At 57.3% G+C, this 19,498-nt stretch carries 18 protein-coding genes; 13 read left to right on the top strand and 5 right to left on the bottom strand.

Annotation, left to right across the window (positions count from 1 at the left end; all coding sequences use genetic code 11):
• Positions 1-189: 189 nt before the first annotated feature.
• Positions 190-384: a DUF5350 domain-containing protein gene (locus ACPLPM_RS05575; RefSeq protein WP_424359256.1), complete on the bottom strand. Its 195-nt coding sequence runs from the start codon at positions 382-384 to the stop codon at positions 190-192.
• A 71-nt stretch (positions 385-455) separates the two neighbouring features.
• Positions 456-1,406 carry a DHHA1 domain-containing protein gene (locus ACPLPM_RS05570; protein ID WP_424359255.1) on the bottom strand — a complete coding sequence of 317 codons (951 nt, stop codon included), beginning with the start codon at positions 1,404-1,406 and terminating at the stop codon, positions 456-458.
• A gap of 210 nt (positions 1,407-1,616) precedes the next feature.
• On the opposite strand from ACPLPM_RS05570, the gene ACPLPM_RS05565 reads away from it, so the two are divergent.
• From ACPLPM_RS05565 to ACPLPM_RS05540, 6 genes are all read left to right on the top strand, one after another.
• A complete protein-coding gene (locus tag ACPLPM_RS05565) occupies positions 1,617-1,793 on the top strand; it encodes a hypothetical protein (protein WP_424359254.1) in 177 nt (58 codons plus the stop codon).
• Between the two features lie 250 nt (positions 1,794-2,043).
• Entirely contained in the window at positions 2,044-3,270 is a 1,227-nt protein-coding gene (locus ACPLPM_RS05560; RefSeq protein WP_424359253.1) for a translation initiation factor IF-2 subunit gamma, read from the top strand.
• Positions 3,271-3,636, top strand: a complete 366-nt coding sequence (locus tag ACPLPM_RS05555; protein ID WP_424359252.1) for a PIN domain-containing protein — start codon at positions 3,271-3,273, stop codon at positions 3,634-3,636. It abuts the gene before it with no gap.
• 41 nt (positions 3,637-3,677) lie between these two features.
• Positions 3,678-4,259: a DNA-directed RNA polymerase gene (locus ACPLPM_RS05550; RefSeq protein ID WP_424359251.1), complete on the top strand. Its 582-nt coding sequence runs from the start codon at positions 3,678-3,680 to the stop codon at positions 4,257-4,259.
• 51 nt (positions 4,260-4,310) lie between these two features.
• Complete coding sequence (locus ACPLPM_RS05545; RefSeq protein WP_424359250.1) at positions 4,311-4,856, top strand: hypothetical protein; 546 nt, start codon at positions 4,311-4,313, stop codon at positions 4,854-4,856.
• Between the two features lie 37 nt (positions 4,857-4,893).
• Positions 4,894-5,742, top strand: a complete 849-nt coding sequence (locus ACPLPM_RS05540) for an MBL fold metallo-hydrolase (protein ID WP_424359249.1) — start codon at positions 4,894-4,896, stop codon at positions 5,740-5,742.
• A gap of 19 nt (positions 5,743-5,761) precedes the next feature.
• Here ACPLPM_RS05540 and ACPLPM_RS05535 read toward each other — a convergent pair whose 3' ends face one another.
• The 3 genes from ACPLPM_RS05535 to ACPLPM_RS05525 form a co-directional block, all read right to left on the bottom strand.
• Positions 5,762-6,523 (bottom strand): acyl-CoA dehydratase activase, encoded by a 762-nt coding sequence (locus ACPLPM_RS05535; RefSeq protein ID WP_424359248.1) that lies wholly within the window; start codon positions 6,521-6,523, stop codon positions 5,762-5,764.
• The gene (locus ACPLPM_RS05530; RefSeq protein ID WP_424359247.1) at positions 6,520-7,683 is read right to left on the bottom strand and encodes a double-cubane-cluster-containing anaerobic reductase; all 1,164 of its coding nucleotides are present in this window, start codon (positions 7,681-7,683) and stop codon (positions 6,520-6,522) included. The genes ACPLPM_RS05535 and ACPLPM_RS05530 overlap by 4 nt, the downstream gene beginning before the upstream one ends.
• A gap of 137 nt (positions 7,684-7,820) precedes the next feature.
• Entirely contained in the window at positions 7,821-8,225 is a 405-nt protein-coding gene (locus tag ACPLPM_RS05525; RefSeq protein ID WP_424359246.1) for a cupin domain-containing protein, read from the bottom strand.
• Positions 8,226-8,266: 41 nt separating this feature from the next.
• On the opposite strand from ACPLPM_RS05525, the gene ACPLPM_RS05520 reads away from it, so the two are divergent.
• From ACPLPM_RS05520 to ACPLPM_RS05490, 7 genes are all read left to right on the top strand, one after another.
• The gene (locus ACPLPM_RS05520; RefSeq protein ID WP_424359245.1) at positions 8,267-9,127 is read left to right on the top strand and encodes an MBL fold metallo-hydrolase; all 861 of its coding nucleotides are present in this window, start codon (positions 8,267-8,269) and stop codon (positions 9,125-9,127) included.
• A gap of 236 nt (positions 9,128-9,363) precedes the next feature.
• Positions 9,364-9,765 carry a sirohydrochlorin nickelochelatase gene (gene cfbA / locus ACPLPM_RS05515; protein ID WP_424359244.1) on the top strand — a complete coding sequence of 134 codons (402 nt, stop codon included), beginning with the start codon at positions 9,364-9,366 and terminating at the stop codon, positions 9,763-9,765.
• Positions 9,766-9,784: 19 nt separating this feature from the next.
• A complete protein-coding gene (cfbE, locus tag ACPLPM_RS05510) occupies positions 9,785-11,059 on the top strand; it encodes a coenzyme F430 synthase (protein WP_424359243.1) in 1,275 nt (424 codons plus the stop codon).
• Positions 11,060-11,065: 6 nt separating this feature from the next.
• Complete coding sequence (gene cfbD, locus ACPLPM_RS05505) at positions 11,066-12,160, top strand: Ni-sirohydrochlorin a,c-diamide reductive cyclase catalytic subunit (RefSeq protein ID WP_424359242.1); 1,095 nt, start codon at positions 11,066-11,068, stop codon at positions 12,158-12,160.
• The gene (locus ACPLPM_RS05500) at positions 12,157-12,981 is read left to right on the top strand and encodes a P-loop NTPase (RefSeq protein ID WP_424359241.1); all 825 of its coding nucleotides are present in this window, start codon (positions 12,157-12,159) and stop codon (positions 12,979-12,981) included. Before cfbD ends, ACPLPM_RS05500 begins: the two co-directional genes overlap by 4 nt.
• Entirely contained in the window at positions 12,978-14,372 is a 1,395-nt protein-coding gene (gene cfbB, locus ACPLPM_RS05495) for a Ni-sirohydrochlorin a,c-diamide synthase (protein WP_424359240.1), read from the top strand. Before ACPLPM_RS05500 ends, cfbB begins: the two co-directional genes overlap by 4 nt.
• A gap of 283 nt (positions 14,373-14,655) precedes the next feature.
• Complete coding sequence (locus ACPLPM_RS05490) at positions 14,656-19,491, top strand: hypothetical protein (RefSeq protein ID WP_424359239.1); 4,836 nt, start codon at positions 14,656-14,658, stop codon at positions 19,489-19,491.
• The last annotated feature ends 7 nt before the right edge of the window (positions 19,492-19,498 follow it).

Here is a 19,498-nt window from a genome sequence, read left to right as displayed (position 1 = left end):
AGCAGTCGCTTAATTATCTGAAAATTAATAGTTAAAACTGAATATTTATATACCCGACTGCCGGCAGGAGAGATTCCGAATTAGCCTATACCACCGATACGCAACAAGTATGCTAGTGAAGAGTTAGATAAAAAATGACTTTAAAATACGGATCCGGCCCCTTACGGGGCCTTAAGAGAAATAAGTTAATTATTTCTTAGATCTGGCCTTCACGCCGAGCACGTTCTTCTTAGTCCTGGAGAGGACACGGCGCACAAAGCCTTTGGAATCATAACGCTGAGCGGGGCCCGGGTTGTTACCTTGAGAGTCGCCCTTGGGGACGAGCCTCATCTGGCCCTTCCTTCCGCGGATCTGGACCCATTCGACGCTTCCAGTCTTTCCCATGCAGAATCACCGCCTTGCAAATAGTGTCTCCCAGTATTAAAATCTTACGGCAAAGAAAAAGGGGGGTGCCCTCATGCACCCAGTTCTTCGCCTATCGCGGCATCCAAGTCTAGCAGAAACTCTTTTAGGTGCCCGGAGGGCACCCGGCCCCCGGCTGCCAGCGGGTGGCCGCCGGCGTTGCCCCCGTGGCTCGCTGCGATGCGGCTCACGAGGGGGTTGAGGTTGATCCGTCCGATCGCCCGCAGGCTGAAATCGTAGACATCCCTGTGGTCCCGGTATTCGGCAGACATGCCGACAGGAGTGTCGCCGTAGACTCTCGCGTAGATCGCAGCCTTGGACATACACGCATTCTGGTCCAGGACGTAGGAAAGATTACGCATCCGAATAACCTCCTTCGCCACGTGTATTCTCAGCTCGTTCTCCATCTGGGAAGCCCGGATAGCATTTTTGGCGAGGTCCGGGATATCCGACGGCTGCACGTTCTTAGCCAGCTCCATGACGAGATAACGCTTCCAGTCGTAGTCCCGCCTGCCGATCTCGATGCCCTGCGACAGCGTGCCCGCCTGGTAGTAAAGGCTGCGCTTGTCCCAGTTCTGCACCATATTATAGATACTGAGAGAGTCGTCGCGGTAGTCCCCGATGGCCCCGTAAAGGGCGACCCGGCTCATGTCGGGAGAGAGCAGGTCTTTGAAGTGCCGGAAAGCCATCTCCGAGGCGCTCGACGAAGTATTGCTGATCATCCATCCTGCGGAGAAGCCTTCGGGAAGAGGGTGGTGATCAAGATAGATTACTTTGGTCTCGGCCGAGAGCCGGTCGATGCGTTCCCTGAGCCGGGCGCTGGTCGAGATGTTGACGGCGATATCGCAGATCACGGCCCGGTCGAAGCCGACGGCGTTCTCGATGTCGGCGAGGATGGAGACTGCGTTGGTGAAGTAGATCGGGGAGTCGGGGAAAGCTGCAAGGGCAAGGGCGCCTGCGCATATCCCGTCGCTGTCGGCGTGAGTGAATATGATCGTCCTCATGAGTATGACCTGCTATAACCACGTTAGAGCCCGAAGTAATTAAACCCTCTGATACAGGCCGGAAATTATAGATATGGCAGTACTGTCAGCCATTCTGGTCCAGACGGAAAGATTTACTTAGAATAGGAGCTTACAGCATAATATTGGGCGTATTTAGCATTTGCGAATTTTGTATGGCAGCAATCATCCATACGATGGAGGTATAAAACAGTGGAAGTCAGAAAAAAATCGAGGAGACAGATCGAAGAGGAAGAGGAAGAAGAGCAGGAAGCCCTTCGCAGGAAAAGAGCCCTCATGCAGGAGCGGCATGACCGCGTTCACAGGGGTGACGGTGGTGCCCAGGCAGGGGAAAAGAAAGATGAGCGCAAGCGGATTCACCGGAGCTAGCGCGGACAGCTCGCAGCCCCAGACAGCAAGAGGGGTATACCGGTGCCGCTGGCCGGCTTACGGCCGCAGCCGCCCATAACTACCTCAATTGCTCCTTTTTATCAGAATTGACAGCATGGTATTGAAATAAGTTTATTTCCTAAATGTACTTATATAAGAAGTGATACTAAGTCGATAGAACATCGCGAAGAGTGATATATACAGATTGATCGTTCATCTCATACATTATTTCTTCCGGAGGATACCAGATTTGTCACAGCCTGTTGTTAACATCGGTATGGTGGGCCACGTAGACCACGGTAAAACCACCCTGGTCAGCGCTCTCTCCGGCGTGTGGACCGACACGCACAGCGAGGAGCTTAAGAGAGGCATTTCGATTCGCCTCGGCTACGCCGACTGTACTTTTTACAAATGCAAGAACTGCAACGAGCCGGAGTGCTATTGCGCCACTCCCAAGTGCCCGACCTGCGGCGGGGATGCCGAAGAGCTCAGGACCGTCTCCTTCGTAGACTCCCCGGGCCACGAAACGCTCATGGCGACGATGCTTTCGGGAGCAGCCATCATGGACGGCGCAGTCCTGGTCATCGCGGCCAACGAGCCCTGCCCCCAGCCCCAGACGAAAGAACACCTGATGGCGCTGGACATCATCGGCATCAAGAACGTGGTCATTGCCCAGAACAAGATCGATATCGTATCGCGCGAGGACGCGATCAAGCACTTTAACCAGATCAAGGCCTTCGTCAAGGGCACGGTGGCAGAGAATGCCCCGATCGTACCCATATCGGCCCAGCAGAAGGTCAACATCGACGTGCTCATCAAGACGATCGAGGAGAAAATCCCGACTCCGAAGCACGACCTGGAAAAGCCTGTCACCCTGTACGTGGCCAGGTCTTTCGACGTCAACCGCCCGGGCACAACCCCGGCCAAGCTTAACGGAGGCGTCATCGGCGGCACCATATCCCATGGACAGCTATCCGTCAAGGACGAGATCGAGATCCGCCCCGGAAGAAGGGTCGAGTCCGAGAACAGGGAAAGCTGGATTCCAATCACGACCAGTGTCACCCGGCTGGTCTACGGCGGCGACGCGGTAGATGTAGCCACCCCCGGAGGCCTTCTGGCAGTCGGCACCAAGCTTGACCCCGCCATGACCAAGAGCGACGGCATGGCCGGCCAGGTAGTAGGCAGGCCCGGCACTCTGCCCCCCGTCTGGCAGAAGTTCGTCATGAAGACCCAGCTGCTCGACCGGGTGGTCGGCGTCAGCGAAGACGAGAAAGTCAAGCCCATCGCCACGAGCGAGCCGCTGATGCTCAGTGTAGGCACCTCGATGACGATCGGCGTGGTCACCTCCGCCCGCAAGGACGAAGCTGAAGTCAAGCTGAAGCGCCCCGTATGCGCTGAAATAGGCTCCAGGATCGCCATCAGCCGCCGCATAGGCGCCCGCTGGCGCTTGATCGGCGTCGGAGAACTGGTCGGTTAAATGAAGGTGCTGGTCGACACCAACGGGCTCATGGTCCCCGGACAGCACGGCATCGACGTGTTCGAGGAGCTGCGCCGGCTGGGCTACGACGAGTTCCTGGTGCCGTCCGCCGTGAAAGAAGAGATCGAGGCGCTGAAGCAAAAGGTCAAGGGAAAGGACCGCCTGGCGCTCTCGATCGCATCTGGCCTCCTTGCCAGATGCGCGATCGTGGAAGCGCCCGGAAGCGCGGACGACGTCCTCATCGAGCTCGCAAAGCGCCTGAGCGTCCCGGTGTTTACCAACGACGTGCTCCTCCGCAAACGCCTGAAAGCAGAAGGCATCAGGAGCATATTCATGCGTTCACGGCACAAGCTGGAAATGGACTAGATCAATATCATCAATAATTATCACACGGATGGGATTACAGAATGTACAGAAAGGTTAGACTCGTTGACATCATCAGGATACCGCCCCAGAGGCTGGAAGAAGACCTGGAGAACGTAGTTGCGGAGACCCTTCGCGAGAAGCTGGAAGGCCGCATTGACAAGACGCTCGGCTCGATCGTAGCAGTCACAGACATCGCGGAGATCGGCGAGGGGCACATCCTCGTAGGCGACGGGGCAGTCTATTACGAAGTCACGTTCGACGCCATCGCGTACAAGCCTGAACAGCAGGAGATCATCGAAGGCTCCGTAGTCGAAATCGTCAACTTCGGTGCATTCGTAGCAGTAGGGCCTGTGGACTGCCTGGTCCACGTCAGCCAGATCGCCGACGAGTTCATGACATACGACGAGAAGAGCGCCCGCCTGACCAGCAGAGAGACTAACAGGTCCCTGAACGAAGGCGACCACGTCAGGGCCAGAATCGTCACCGTAAGCCTGAACGAGCACGACCCCAGAGAAAGCAAGATCGGGCTGACGATGCGTCAGCCGGCATTGGGCAGGCTCGAGTGGATCGAGGAAGAGCTGAAGAAGAAGGGCCGTGTCGATAAGGCAGAAGCTAAGGCTTAAAGATTTGATCAGAAAGTTTCCGGCTACCGCCGGATACTACTTACTTTTTTCATGCCGCTAATCATCGGTACCCTTAAAAAAGCACAAAGTCTTGTTACTAAGAGCTGCGAAGAGCTCAAAGTAAAATATCCGCTGCTGACCAGAAGAGCGATTGTAGCCGGAGTCCCGATTCCAGCGCCGATCAGGTGGATCGACCGTCACTTCTTCAAAGGCCAGCTCGGCGCCTACGCCATGTGCCTGAACCACTGGCTGCCGTTCCTGCCCATGCCGGTAGTCCTGATCAACGCCGACTGGCTCGAGGACTCTGACCGGCTCAAGGACAGGTACCAAAAAGATATTGAGACAAGCTACCACCCAGACTGCGGCTGTCCCATCATGTACATCATCTGCCACGAGTTCGCCCACTTTATCTACGTCAACATGAGCGCCGAGAGCCGGCAGCAGTGGGAACAGAGCTACGAGCACGCGAAGCCTTCCGGCTACTCTTTTAACCCCGAAGAGAGCTTCTGCGAGGCCTTCGCCGGCCATATCGCCGGGCTGACCGGCAAGTACTACGATGAGGCCCCGAGGTTTGCGGCAGACTATGGCAATCTTTAACTATTAACGCCGTAGACTTAAGCACCAGGGTAAGAGCTTGAAGCCGGTCAAAGTTACTGGAGATACGTTTTACATTCCGGGCATCACCAATGTGTGCCTGTATAAAGACTATATGTTGGACCCCAGCAACAACGAGAACGTAGACTGGGATAGCCCGCTGCCGGTCAAGACTGCGCTTATTTCTCACTGCCACACCGATCACTTCTGGAACGGGGCGAAGCTTCACGCGAGGGGCGTCAAAACGTACGCGCCCAGAGAAGAGCGCTCCATGATCGAGAATACGGCCGTCAATACAAACGGTAACTTCTGCTGGGCGGTACCACCGGAGAGCATGCTGCCGTGGTACTTCCGCAAGATCTGCTGTCCTGTGGACGACACGCTGGACCGGCTCGTGTCCCCGATCAAGGTCGTGCCGCTGCCCGGCCACTCCCAGTGGCAGTGCGGCTTCCTGACACCCGATAGCGTATTTTATGTCGCCGATTCGATGGTGACGAAGAAAGTCTGGGATACCAAGCACATAGTATATTACACCAGCGTCCCGGATGCCCGTATATCCCTGGAAACGATCATCAGGTCGAAGGCAGAATTCGTGCTCCCGTCACACGGCGTCCTGCTAAACAAGGAGCAGGCCGTGGAGCTGGCGGAGATTAACCTGAAAGGCATCGACATGCTCGAAGAGACAGTAATCGCCCTTCTTGGCAGGGAAGAGAGGACCACCGAGGAGATGGTCAGCCTCGTAGGGCGCAAGCTCGGCATCAGGGACGACTTCTCCATGCACATCGTCTGCGAAACCACTGTCCGGTCGATGCTGTACATGCTCAACCAGCGCAAAGAGGCCGGGTATGAGCTACGCGGGCACAAGGTGTACTGGAAAGCCAAACCATAGTGCATTTTACTTCATTAATTTACCGCATCGCGATAAGCGAAGCGCCAATGGCTCCTGTGATCTGGGGCTCAGGAGGCACAAATAGTCCCACGCCCAGTTCTTTTTCGAGGGCTACCCTGATGCCGGCGTTCTTCGCCACGCCGCCGACCAAGGCGATGTCCTGGTAAAGCCCCTTCTGCCTGGCCATGACGGCCACTCGCCTCGCTATACTCTCGACGAGCCCGGCGGCGATATCTTCTCTCGAGAAGCCTTTCGCTCTAAGAGAGATGACCTCCGACTCGGCGAAGACTGTGCACATACTGTTGATGCTGGCCGGGCTTTTCGAGGAGAGAGCGATCTGGCCGAGGTCTTCGACAGTGAGCTCAAGCGCCCTTGCAGTGTGCTCGAGGAACTTGCCCGTGCCTGCCGCACACCGATCGTTCATGAGGAAATCGACGACCTTGCCGTCGTTGACTACTATGATCTTACTATCCTGGCCGCCGATGTCGATGATGCCCCGGACTTCAGGGTACAGGTGGTAGACGCCCTGGGCATGGGCAGTAATCTCGCTAATCCGCTTCGTGGCAAAAGAGATGCTGTCCCGGCCGTAGCCCGTGGCGCCGATTGCGCCGACGGCGGCTTTCTCTGTGCCGGTTTGCCGGAGCAGGTCATCGTATATCTGCAGCGCTGCAGCCGAGAAGTCGAAGCCCGTGGGCCGGACGATGCTGCCCGTCACTTTTCCGTCGATCAATAGCACGGCTTTGATAGTCGCAGCGCCAGCATCGATACCTGCGGACATCATGCTAACATCTCCAGGAAGGCGTCGATGCGGACTCGCAGCTGTTCCACGTCCGACGTAGAGTAGTCGGTCTCGATCGCCAGCATGGGAATCCCGGCTTCCCGCAGCGCCTGCTGGACTTTGAACTTCTCCACGTTGTACCCGTGGCAGGACTGCAGCGAATAGTGTACGACCCCGTCGACGCGATACTCTTTTGCGAGAGCCAGGATTCGGTCGATGCGCCGGTCGTTGGGCGTCATGCAGGAGCACGGTATCTGGAGGTACCTCTCCGCCAGCGCTTCCAGTGGCGGCTTAGTCTCGTCGACGAGGTTGTCGAACGCCCGGGTGCCAGTACAGCTTTCCTCGACTACGATGACGGCGCCTCGCTCCTCGACAATGCGGGGCACCTTGACATTGCCTGCCGACATGGGACAGCCAGAGATCATAATCCGGGGGCCTGAAGGGCCGCCAGTACGCCCTTCCAGCTCGTCGCACAGCCGGGCTACACCGGCTTTCAGCTGCCCGGGCGACAGGAAAAGCTGACGCTGGGTGACTTGCAGGATCTCGAGGCCGGTAATGGGTGGCCGGGCCGCTTTCCGGTAATTGAAAAGGCGCTGCATCAGCTTGCGCAGCTCGTTCCCGTTCCTGATCTCCTCCCGCAGACGCTCGTCAGTGACCTTGTTGCCGGTCAGCCGTTCCATGTACTCCTGGAAGGCCTCGAGCTCCGAGAGATAATACTGGCGTGCTGCCGGGGTGTCGGGCTTCTGGGGTAAATCGATCAGGTAAGTGGGGATAAACTGCTGCATCAGCTCGAACATCTTCTTCTTGCCGTCGCAGGTCGATTCCCCGATAACCGCATCCACGACGCCGAAGTGAGGGCAGGCTTCACCTTTGCCAGTACACCCGCCCACCACCGAGCCGAATGAGGACTTGATTAAAGGGCAGACGTTTCTCGGTAAATACTGTTCCCCGAGGGGAATCGTATCCACCTTGCCCCCGCAAAGGACCACTCTGTCAGCCCCCGCGGCGAAGATGATCTCGTCCGGGACGAACAGGCAGAAGGTGCCTACGACCTTTTTACCCGCCTTTCTCTGCGCCAGCAGATCATCAACCCTCATCCGGTAAGCTTGCTTGAAAAAGTCGAGGCTTTTCAGGGAGTTAATGGCGTCTGCGGGTGGCGTCATCTTACCAGAAAACGGGGGCTGATCGTTTATATCGTTTTTCTTCTCTATGCTATATCGGCTCGTGGACAAAGACGATCGCTGCGCTGGGCTGGCGTCACAGCGCAGCGTTCGCATTGACGGTTCACCAGCCTGAGCAATCAGACATCCATGAGCCCCGTATCTTCGTGCATATACGGTGGCGCGCAGATGCACAAAATTCGAACTCCGCCCTCCCCGGCCTTGATCTTGTGGGGGGTGCCCTGGGGAATGAGGACTGCATCGCCGGGGCGGACATCTATCCGCCGGTTGCCCAGCCACATGATGCCTTCCCCGTCCACTATATAGTAGATCTCCTGGGATTCGTGGTGGACGTGCATCCTTGTCTCTTTGCCGCTCTCGACGTAGGCTTCCGCGACGCTGACATCCAGTACAGGGGTGTTCAGCGGGTGAAGGAGTTCCCAGACGGTGGAGCCGTCCTTCGTGGTGTAAGGCTTGACACGTTCCCGGTTCTGCACCATGAAGTGGCCTGCATCTGGAGAACCTTTAAGGTTGTTGAGCGGCATTAAAAAAACTGTATATCATCAATCTGATATAAAGGGATGCTATGGCAAGCGAAAAGATTGTGGAGCCGGTCAAGGTTGCAGGTAATTCGTACTACCTGCCTGCCATGAGTAACACGGGGCTGTTCAAAGACTACGTGATTGACCCGGGGAGCACCGGCTACAAAGAAGTGGCCGGAAAGCAAATTCATAACGTCCTCATCACCCACGGCCACAACGATCATTTCCGCCACGCCTGCGAGTTCAGGGAGCGGGGAGCGAGAGTCATAGCCTCCAGAGACGATGCGCTGCTGGTCCGCTACCCGGAGGTCAACATCAGAGGCCTCTTCAGCTGGGCGAAGCCGCCGATCGAGCTGGTCACGCCGTACTTCCAGGGCAACGCCTGTGAAGTAGACACCTACATCGAGGAGTGGCAAGACGATACGATCAAGCCGGTGTTCCTGCCCGGCCACACGCTGGGGCAGTACGGGTTCATCACCGAAGACGGAGTCTTCTATACGGCTGATGCCCTGTATTCGGAAGACCTGTGGTCGAAGTACAAGCTCCCGTATTGCATTGATCCGGACATCTGCCGCACATCGCTCGAGAGAATGAAGCAGCAGGACTTCGACTACGTGGTGCCCGGCCACGGCAGGCCGCTCACCCGCAGCGAAGCGCTGAAAGCGGCGGACTATCACCTGAGCCAGCTCGACAGGGTCGACGAAGTAGTCCTGGAGCTGATCGCCGAGCCGGTTTCTATGGAAGACCTGCTCTCCCTGCTGGCGGAGAGGCTGAAGCTCTACCATAGCATGAATAACTACTATATCGCCCTGGTGATGCTGAAAGGTCACATGAGCAGCCTCGTCGGCCGGGGCAAGGCAGGCTACAAGCTCGAAAACTTTACCCTGTACTGGTACAGGACATAATTGCTCTTTTTTTAGATTTCAGACCTTATGCCCGGAAAGCGGATGCTATCGAGACGGCGGGCTGCCATATCCTCACCCGAGGTTGTCGATACGATAGTCACCTGCAGATCAATCCAGTATAAAATTGCATTCGTTTTTCACATTCAGTGTTACGAACGCTAACTTTTTTATACCTTCAAGAGCACCTATCTTGTAAGAAGTTGGCGAGCTTAAGCTCGCCCCACGGAGTGTTTGTAATGGAAAACCAAAAGTTCGGCCTGCTGGTCGTCGGCCACGGCAGTTCCATGCCCTATAACCAGGAGCTGATCGAAGATGTCGCCGCCCGCATGGCGAAGAAGATGCCCGATGCAGTAGTGCGTGTCGGGTTCATGAACATGAACAAGCCGACCATCAAGGACGGGCTGGACAGCTTTGACGGCACCGGGGTCAAGAAGATCGTCGTGTTCCCGCTGTTCCTCGCGAGGGGCGTCCACATCAAGGAAGACATCCCCAACCTGATCGGGCTGAAAGAAGGCCAGAAGAGAATCACCTACAACGGCTACGACATTGTCTACGCTGACCCCCTGGGCTCCGACGACCTGATCGCCGAGCTGTCCTGCAGGCGGGTAACTCAGGCGTTCGCCGTTTACGAGAGCTGAGGCTCGAAGGTATAGCCGGATGGACCTCGACGCATCCCGGATAGCAGTCCTCGACGTAAATCACGGCGGGCTAACCCTGGCCGAAGAGCTGCAAAGCCTCGGCTATGATAGTTTCGCGGTAGACGTTTACGGATCGGGAAAGTCCAGTGATGGCATCAGGGTAGTGAAACCTGCCGATGCCACGGCTTTCGACCTGCTGGTTGCCCCGGTGCATATGGCCCCCCACCGGCTCGTCGGCGAGGCGGTGCGGCGAGGCGTGCCTGTCCTCACCCACCACCGCCTGGCAGGCTTGCTGATAGAAGCCACCGGCCGCCTGCGGGGCATGAAAAGCGTGGAGGTCACGGGCACGTATGGGAAGACCACTTCCTGCACGCTGCTGGGAAAGATGCTGCAGGCTAAAGGAGAGCATGTGCTGGTGCACGCCAGCACGGGGCTGACCTTCGATGGCAGGCCCGTGGGCGAAAGGCTGAGCATTACCCCGGCAAACATGCTCCTAGCGCTTGATAGCGCCAGAAGAGCAGGCCTGCACCCGACAGCCTGTGTGTTCGAGGTGTCCCTGGGCGGCTGTGGAACCGCCGATGTCGGCGCCATAACAACGCTGGACAGAGATTATCAGATCGCCGGCGGGACCAGGCGGTCTTTTACTGCGAAGATGCAGATGGTAGAGTACCGAAAGCCGGGCAGTACTATCGTGCATCAGGCATCGTACATGCTGACCGGCGGGCGGGACGAGATCAGCTTCGGCGAAGGCGGCGATCTGCAGTACGCGAAAGACCGGACGATCGAGGGGCCGCTAATTGAGGGCAAGACCATCGACCCCTCGTTTGCACCGGGACTGGACTTCGACTCGTACGGCGACCCCGCCCTTTGTGCAGCAGCTGCCGCCCTCAGGATGGGTGCATCCCCGGAAGCCGTGTCAGCGGCGCTGGCAGGTTTCGATGGCATCCCGGGCAGGATGAAGCGAGATCTAATCCAGGGCAGGATGCTGCTGGATAACTCGTGCTCCGGCCTGTCGATCGACGGCGTGCTCCGGGCCATAGAGAAGAGCAGCGGCCACACCGGACGCAGAGTGCTGGTGCTGGGCGAAGAGAGATATAACGTGTGCGACGGCCTGGACCCTGCGAGAGCTGCCGGAATTGCGGAGTCATGGGCAGGGGAAGTCGTGCTGGTAGGCGATCGGCTGCGGGCAGTAAACGGCCTGCACGCTGCCAGCCTGGAAGAGGGAATTCGGGAAGCGCTGAGCAGGACTGCCCCCGGAGACATGATCATTTCCTGCGTGAAGACATGGAGGTAGACGAAGTTGGAAGATAACCGGATCATTCAGCCGCGGCCCAGCGCCATCGTGGCGGCGCTCTATACTTTAAGGGACCTGGACGTGGACGTGGCAGTGCTGCACGGGCCTCCTGGGTGCTGCTTCAAGCACTCGAGGCTGCTGGAAGAGGACGGCCTGAGAGTGGTGACTACAGCCATGTGTGACTCGGACTACGTCTTCGGCGCCCACGATGTTCTTGTCAGCGTGCTGAAGAAGGTCTCCGACCGGTTCAACCCTAAAACGATCGGTATAGTGGGTACCTGCGCCAGCATGATCATCGGGGAGAACTTCCACCGGGCGGTGGAGGATGCCGAGCCGGGGGTGCCGGTGGTCGAAGTCGAGATCCACGCGGGCCACGGGGACAATACCACCGGGGCGATAGTGACGCTGGAAGCGGCCCACGCTGCGGGAATCCTCGAGAAAGCGGAGCTGGACCGCCAGAAGAAAATGCTGCTGCTGGCCACCGAGCTGGAGAAGAAGGCCGGAGCAGCGAGCAGCGACTACATCGAGCCCTCCAGGGGCGATCTAAAGTATAAGGCTGCAGCACGTCTGCTGGAGCTGATGAAGCAGGGTAAAAAAGGCATCTCCATCCTCAACGCCAAGAAGGAGACGGCATATATGTTCGCCGATGCCAACATGGCGGTCAACGAGGCAGCCCTCAAACTGGGCGCCCCGGTGCCGGTAACCATCGCCAACCTGGACCAGACAATAGGCCTGCCCAGGATCCGCCGGTATGCCAGTACGATCACGAAAGCCTATGCAGATAATAAGTATATGATCGATCATATTACCGGCGGGCTGGACGAGTACCCGGAGACCGGCGACAGGGCTGCAGAGATCATCAAAGCGCAATACTCTGAGTATGACTATGCAGTCATCACCGGCGTCCCCCACGGCGTCCCGTTCGAGGCGCTGCAGGGCATGGAGATCTTCTCTATCACCAACGGCCCCCGCCAGGTGGAGCCGCTGCGGAAGGCAGGGCACCAGCACGTAATGGTGGAGATCGACCTGCACCCGAAGACGCTGGGAGTAGATAATATAGTAGAGTCCGAGTTCGGGGCCACGCTCAGGAGCATGCTATGAGCCTGAAACAATTCACGAGCCAGAAACGGCTCGCAGTCTATGGCAAGGGCGGCATTGGCAAATCTACGACGGCCTCAAACATGGCCGCAGCGCTGGGCGAGATGGGCAAGAAAGTCATGCTCATCGGGTGCGACCCCAAGAGCGACTCTTCTATTACTCTCTTGGGCGGCCGCCGCATCCCCACCATAATGGACACGGTCAGGGAGCGGAAGAATAAGATAGACAGTATCAAGGAAGAAGACGTGATCTTCGAAGGCTTCGGCGGCGTCAGGTGCACCGAAGTAGGCGGGCCGGAGCCCGGCATCGGCTGTGCCGGCAGAGGCATCATCGTGGCAGTAGAGGTCCTCATGAAGAATTCGCCCTTCATGAAAAAGGCGGATGTGCTGATCTTCGACGTGCCGGGTGACATCGTCTGCGGGGGCTTCGCGGTCCCCATCACCAGGAAGATGGTCAGGGAAGCCTACATTATCACCTCCGGGGAGTACATGCCGCTGTATGCGGCGAACAACATCTGCCGGGGGCTCAACACCCTCAAGACTCCGCTCGGCGGCATCATCTGCAACGAGCGGGAGGCTGCCGACGAACAGGAGATCGTCCAGCGGTTCGCCGATGCCCTGGGAGTGCCGATGCTGTCCTACATCCCCCGCAACCGGATTGTCCAGCAGTGCGAGCGGGCGGGGAAGAGCGTGATAGAGGCTAGCCCTTCGTCTGAAGCTGCTTCCATCTACAGAGGTCTCGCAGCGAAAGTTTTAATGGAAAAGGATAATAAGGTTCCAGAAGCATTAGAAGACGCATACCTGAGGGAATTGACACTATTATGATTAAAATACCGAGGGTCATCCTGGCCGGCGACAGGAGCAGCGCGGGAAAAACGACCATTTCCGTAGGCATTATGGCGCTGCTCAAAGAGCAGGGAAAGACAGTTCAGCCCTTCAAGGTGGGCCTGGACTATATCGATCCCAGCTACCATTCCATGATCACCGGCAAGCAAGGCGGCAACCTGGACGGCTACCTGATGTCGGACAAAGCTATAGCCGAGGCGTTCATTCACTCCTCGGAAGGCTCGGACATCGCCATCATCGAAGGCGTCAGAGGCCTCTACGAAGGCCTGGAAAGCCTGTCTGATGTCGGCTCCACCGCGCAGATCGCCAAGATCCTCAAGACACCCGTCATCCTCATCATCGACGCCCAGAGCATCACCCGGAGCACCGCAGCCATTGTCAAAGGCTACCGGGACTTCGACAGGGGCGTCAACATCAGGGGCGTCATCCTCAACAAGATCGGCAGCGAGCGCCACGCAGAGAAGGCGAAGATGGCCATCGAGAAGTACACCGGCGTAGAAGTGCTGGGCGCCATCCCGAGGAGCAACTCGATGAAGCTGACCATGCGCCACTTAGGGTTAATCCCGGCGCGAGAGGGCGCTTCCAGAGTCGAGGGCTTCGATTCCAAGCTGGAAAAGATCAAGGAGACGATCAGGGATAACCTGAACCTGAAACGCATCGCCGAGATCGCCGCCGAGGCGCCGCCCATCCGGGAGCCGAAACCTGAGATCTTCGTCAGGAAGAACCCTGGCGGAGTCCGCATCGGCCTTGCCCTCGACGAGGCATTCAACTTCTACTACAAGGATAACATTGACCTGCTCCAGTGCCGCGGCGCGGAGATCGTCCACTTCAGCCCCGTGCACGACGCCGAAATACCGGAAGTCGACGGGCTGATCATCGGGGGAGGCTACCCCGAAATCTTCGCCGCAGAGCTGGCCCGGAACGACTCCATGCGCAAGTCCATCTTCGAGGCGTCCAGGCGGGGCATGCCCATCTACGCAGAATGCGGAGGCCTCATGTACCTGATGAAGAGCCTGGAGATCGAGGACGGATCCCGCCACGACATGGCCGGAGTGTTCGAAGGCGTCGCCTCCATGAAGCACGTCCGCACCATCGGATACGTGGCAGGCCGGTTCGAGATGGACACGCCCATCGGCCAGGAGGGAGCGCTTTTCAAAGGCCACGAGTTCCACCACTCGGTCATTACAGACCTGGCCTCGAACGCCAAATTCGCATGCAGGCTCGACAGAGGCTCCGGAATCCACAACGGCCTCGACGGCATCATGTCGGACAACACCCTCGCCACTTACACCCACTTACATGCGGCATCATACGTGCCCTTCTCGGGCAAGTTCGTGGAATCGTGCGCTGTCTATCATGAAAAGGGATAGCCGATAATAATTTTTTAGTATCTTTTTGGCGAGCGAGTCTAGCGCAACACAAACTTATATTATTACTGCAATAATCCGTGTACGGGCCATAATAAGCTCTTTTACCCCCGCTGGTTCGTGCGATTCCACAGGGAACGCCAGTACAGGGACACAAAAAGTTATAATGGATAATGACCAAGGTAATGCAAGTATAGCTACTGGAAATATAACAAAGTATATATCAAAGAATTTTTGAATATTAACGGTAGCTTTAAAAGGGAAATAATACAGGTTGGGATTCATAATGGGTTTATTTGATAGAAAACCGAAGAAAGACGAGTCAAAACCGGCAAAAACGAAAGAAGACGACGAACGGTTGAAGAAAGAGCTCGAAACGCTTCAGTCTATCCTTTCGAAGAGCGATAACAAGATCGAACCGGCCAGGCCGGAGGTTTCGACGAAAGCCGAACTTTCGTCGAAAGCCGAGCCCGCAAAGGCAGCTAAGGCGCCGGAGAAGCCCGCCGAAAAGATGTCCATACCCGCGGGTAAGACCCAGATCCCAAAGCCGCAGGCCGCTCCCCAGAAGATGCCGGAGAAAGTAGAGAAGATCGAGAAAGCTCCGGCTGCGCAGAAGCCGCCTGTCAAGCCTTCTGTACCACCGCTGCAGAAGCCTATTCTGAAACCTAATATATTACACTCAACCCAACCCCCACAGCCCTCAGCCCCAACCGCCCCGGCCAAAGCCCCGGAGAAAGTAGAGATCAAGGCACCTGAGAAGATCGAGGTCAAAGAGGCGCCAGTCAGCAAGCCTGCCATCCAGGCTGAGCCCGTAAAGGCAATGCCACAGGCAGAGCCGGCGATCGCGGAAGCAAAGCCTGCCCCGCAGCAGGACACCGCCGCCCTATCCGAGCTGAAGGCGCTTATAGAAAAGCAGAGTGCCGACTTTGAGAGGCAGCGCAATGAGATCGAAGTTTTCAGGAGCGAGCTCAGGCAGCAGAACGAGAGCCTCGCAAAGCAGAACGAGGACCTTGTCCTGAAAGTCGCCGACATGAAAGCTAAGCTCGAAAACCAGGGGACGCTAATCGAGAAGCTTGAGGCAGAGAAGGCGGCGATGATTGCCGCCCCCGTAGCCCCTAGAGAAGACTTCAAGCTCCCGGAGCTCCCGAACTTCGACAAGTACGAGGCGGACATCAGCGAGAACCGCTCCATGATCGACACCCAGCGCCAGACGATTACTGCGCTGCAGGAAGAGATCAGCAAGCTCAAGGAGATCAGCTTTGAGGACTACATAGAGCAGGAGAGAGAAGTTCTCCAGACTCTCGCAGTCGAGATCAAAGGCCTGAAAGACACAGTGACCGGCTACGACGAGAAGATCGCCTCGGTGAGCAACACGGTCGCCAGCGTCTCCGAGAACCTGAACACTTCGAGGGCAAAGGCAGACGGTGTCGAGCAGGAAACCTCGACGATCACCTCCAGGCTCAACGAGTTCGGGCAGGCGATCGAGGCACTGAAGAGCTTCGAGGCTGAGCAGTCCGGAAACGTCGAGCAGATCCGGACCTCTATCACCATTCTCGACAGCAAGATCAACTCGCTCCGGGACAACATCTCGGAGATCGGCGCGCCGAAGAGCAGCGCCGAGATCGAGTCGATCACCGCAGCCGTCGCAGGCTACGAGGAAGAGATCAGGTCGCTCAAGAGCGCGGTCGAATCGGTCAACGGCAGAATAGACAGCAACGCCGGCGAACTGACGGCTGTAAAAGAATCATTATCATCGGACATCGCGGGCATCAGGGAAGCCCTGGACGCTTCGAAGGAAGCGCTGAACACCGGCATGTCCTCGGTCATGGCGGAGATCGCCACAGTCAAAGCGACAATCCCGGACATGGCCCACATCAAGGAATCGATCGCATCGGACCTTTCGTCGATCAAAGAATATGCCAGAGAATCGGTCGCGACGGACATCACCAAGGTCAGAGACTCCATGGCAACTGACATAGACGCCATGAAGGCCGACATCGGATCCATGAAGGACAGCATCGAGATCGTAAAGTCCGGCGTAGACTCAGTCAGAGACTCCATGGCATCGGACATTGACGGCATGAAGGCCAACATCGCATCGATGTCCGACCGCATCGAGATCGTAAAGTCCGGCGTAGACTCAGTCAGAGACTCCATGGCTACCGATATCGATGCCATGAAGGCCAACATCGGAGAGATCTCGGCTGACATCGGATCGGTGAAAGCAGACATCGCAGCGATGTCCGACCGCATCGAGATCGTAAAGTCCGGCGTAGACTCAGTCAGGGACACCACCAGGTCGGAGCTGGACAGTGTCAAGGAAATCTCGCTCACGGGCGCTGACCGCGCCAGCCTGTCTGAAGAGATCAGCCAGGTAAAGGGAGAGCTGGCAGCCGAAATCAGCCAGGTAAAGGAAGAGCTGACCACCGATGTTGCAGGTATGAAGGAAACACTGGCAGAGGTAAGAGGCTCGCTCGCATCTGAAATCAGCCAGATCAGGGCTTCGAATGCATCGGAGATCAGCCAGACAAAGGACTCGCTGTCGGCAGACATCGGCCGGGTGAAGGACACTCTGACCGGCGAGGTCGACACGCTGAGGGACTCGGTCAGGGCAGACGTAACCTCGATCAGAGAGCTGACCAGGACCGAGATGGCCGACTTCAAGGAGTCGTTCGGATCTGACATCAGGGCCTTCGACGGCTACCGTGACGACCTGAACAAGCTCAGGTCCAGCATGGAGCAGGTAAACTCGCTCAGCAAGGCAGTCATGGACTACCGCAGCGAGCTGAAGTCGATCAAGGGCATGGTGGAGAAGTTCGCCGAAGACGTGAAGCAGGCCAGAGAGTTCGCCAAGGGCCGGGACGAGATCCAGCGCCTCAAGGACGAGCTCAGGCTCTACACTAACGATATCAAGACTATCCGCGAGATCATCGGGGACCAGAAGGACGAGCTGAACTCCGTCAAGAAGACCATCGACAGCTTTAACGAGGAGTCGGAAAGGGTCACCCCGCAGGAAGCCAAGCTCATCAAGTCGGGCCAGTACCTGAAAGCCCAGATCGACCAGGTCAACAAGACCTTCTCGGACCTGGACGAGCGGCTTGCAGCCATCCGTAAGGAGTTCATCAACCTCAACAACATCGAGTACCGCTACCGGGCGCTGGAGGATAACCTGAACGCCATGGAGCGCAACCTCGAGAACAAGATCGAGGTAGAGATGATCACCCGGGTACGGGAAGCCGAGAGCGAGCTGATCACCAAGGTCAGCGAAGTCGAGAACAGCATCGCCCAGCAGAGCCGGGAAGCCAAGGACCTGCTGAAGGAGCTGGAGGAAACCAAGGAGACGCTCACCGGAGAGCTGGAAAGCACCCGCACCAGCCTGATGCAGGAACTGGAGGAAACCCGGTCCACTGTCACCAGGGAGATCCAGGGCACCAGGACCGAGGTCAAGCACGACATCGAGGAGACCAGATCGGAGGTCACCAGGGAAATGGAGGAGATCCGGACCCAGGTATCCACCGAGGTCGAGGATATCCGCACCACAGTCAAGAGGGAGCTGGACGATGCCCGCTCCAAGACCATCAGCGACCTCGATGATATCCGCAACAAGACGATCACAGAGATTAGAGATGTCAGCTCCAACGCAGTGGAGCGGGTGGAGGATGTCAGCGCAAGGACGATCGAAAGGATAGAAGACGTCAGCGGCAAGACGACCACCCAGATCGAGAACGGCAGGGTAGAAGCCGTAAGAGAGATCGGCGCAGTGAGCTCGGCAGCCACGAAACAGGTGGAAGATGCCAGGGCATCGCTGCTCAGGCAGCTGGATGAATCCCGGACCACTGTAACCAGGCAGCTCGAGGAAACCAGCAGCAGCGCGATCAGCGAACTGGAGGAAACCAGGGACGCTACCCTGAAGCAGCTGGAAGAAACCAGCAGCACCGTTACGAGGCGCATGGAAGAAACCAGCAGCACAGCTCTAAGGCAACTGGAAGTAACCAGCAGTACTACTCTGAAGCAGCTGGAAGAAACCAGCAGCACAGTTCTGAGGCAGCTGGAGGAAACCAGAAGCGACGTCACCAGGCGCATGGAAGAAACCAGCAACTCTTCGATAAGAGAGCTGGAAGAAACCAGCAGTGCCGTCATCAAGCAGCTGGAAGAAACCAGCGGCTCGGCCACCAGACAGCTCGAAGAAACTACCGGCATCTCGACGAGGAGAATAGAAGAGTCCAGCAGTACTGCCCTGAAGGAACTTGAAACCGCCAGGGCAGACCTGACGGAGCACGTCGAGAGCCTCCGGGACAACGCAGTCCGGCAGATGGAGGAAACAAGAGGCGACGTCCTGAAATCGGCGTCCAGCCTCAAGGCAGAGACGATCAAGTCGATCAAGGACTCTACGGCCGACTCGATCAAGGCAGCCGACGTAGCCAAGGAATCCCTCTACAATGCCCGGAACGAGGTGCTCACGGATGTCAGCGCCACGAGGGATGAGATCCTGAAGACGACGGCAGAGCTCAACTCTGCATCCCGCAAGTCCAGGGAAGAAGTCGCCAGGATCGTGGGCAGCGTAAGCGAGGAGACCGGCGCTGCGGTAAACAAGGCGAAGACCGAGATCTCTGCGATGATCAAGCAGGAGAGGGACAGCCTCCACGGTATCGTCGACACCCAGAAGAAGGAAGCCCTCGAAGGCATGTACAAGGTCAAGGACGAGCTGATCGTATCCCTGCGGCAGACCGAATCCATCGTGCTGTCGTCGACCGAGAACGCCCGCATCGTGGCTGAAAAGTCGATGGCCAAGACGAGGGATGAGATCCTGGACAGCATCAGGAGCACCAGAGAAGAAACCATCAAGAAACTCCTGGACACCAGGGACGTCGTCATCTCCGCGGCTAACAACACCAAGGACACTACGCTGGAGTCCATGTTCAAGTCCAGAGACGAGGTCATCAGCACCGTCAACACCGGCAAAACCTCCCTGGTCTCGGTGAGAGACGAAGCTCTCGCCCAGCTGAAGACCACCCAGAAGGAAGTCGAGGAGTCCATCAACAAGAAGCTGGAATCCGACAAGGAAAACACCGAGAAGATCAAGCAGATCATGAAGACGATGAACGAGCTGATCAGGGCATAGAGGTGTC

The sequence above is a fragment of the Methanocella sp. MCL-LM genome (assembly GCF_049676595.1).
Classification (GTDB): domain Archaea; phylum Halobacteriota; class Methanocellia; order Methanocellales; family Methanocellaceae; genus Methanocella_A.
Note: the sequence above shows the minus strand (reverse complement) of the source record. Positions and strands in the feature narration are given on the sequence as shown.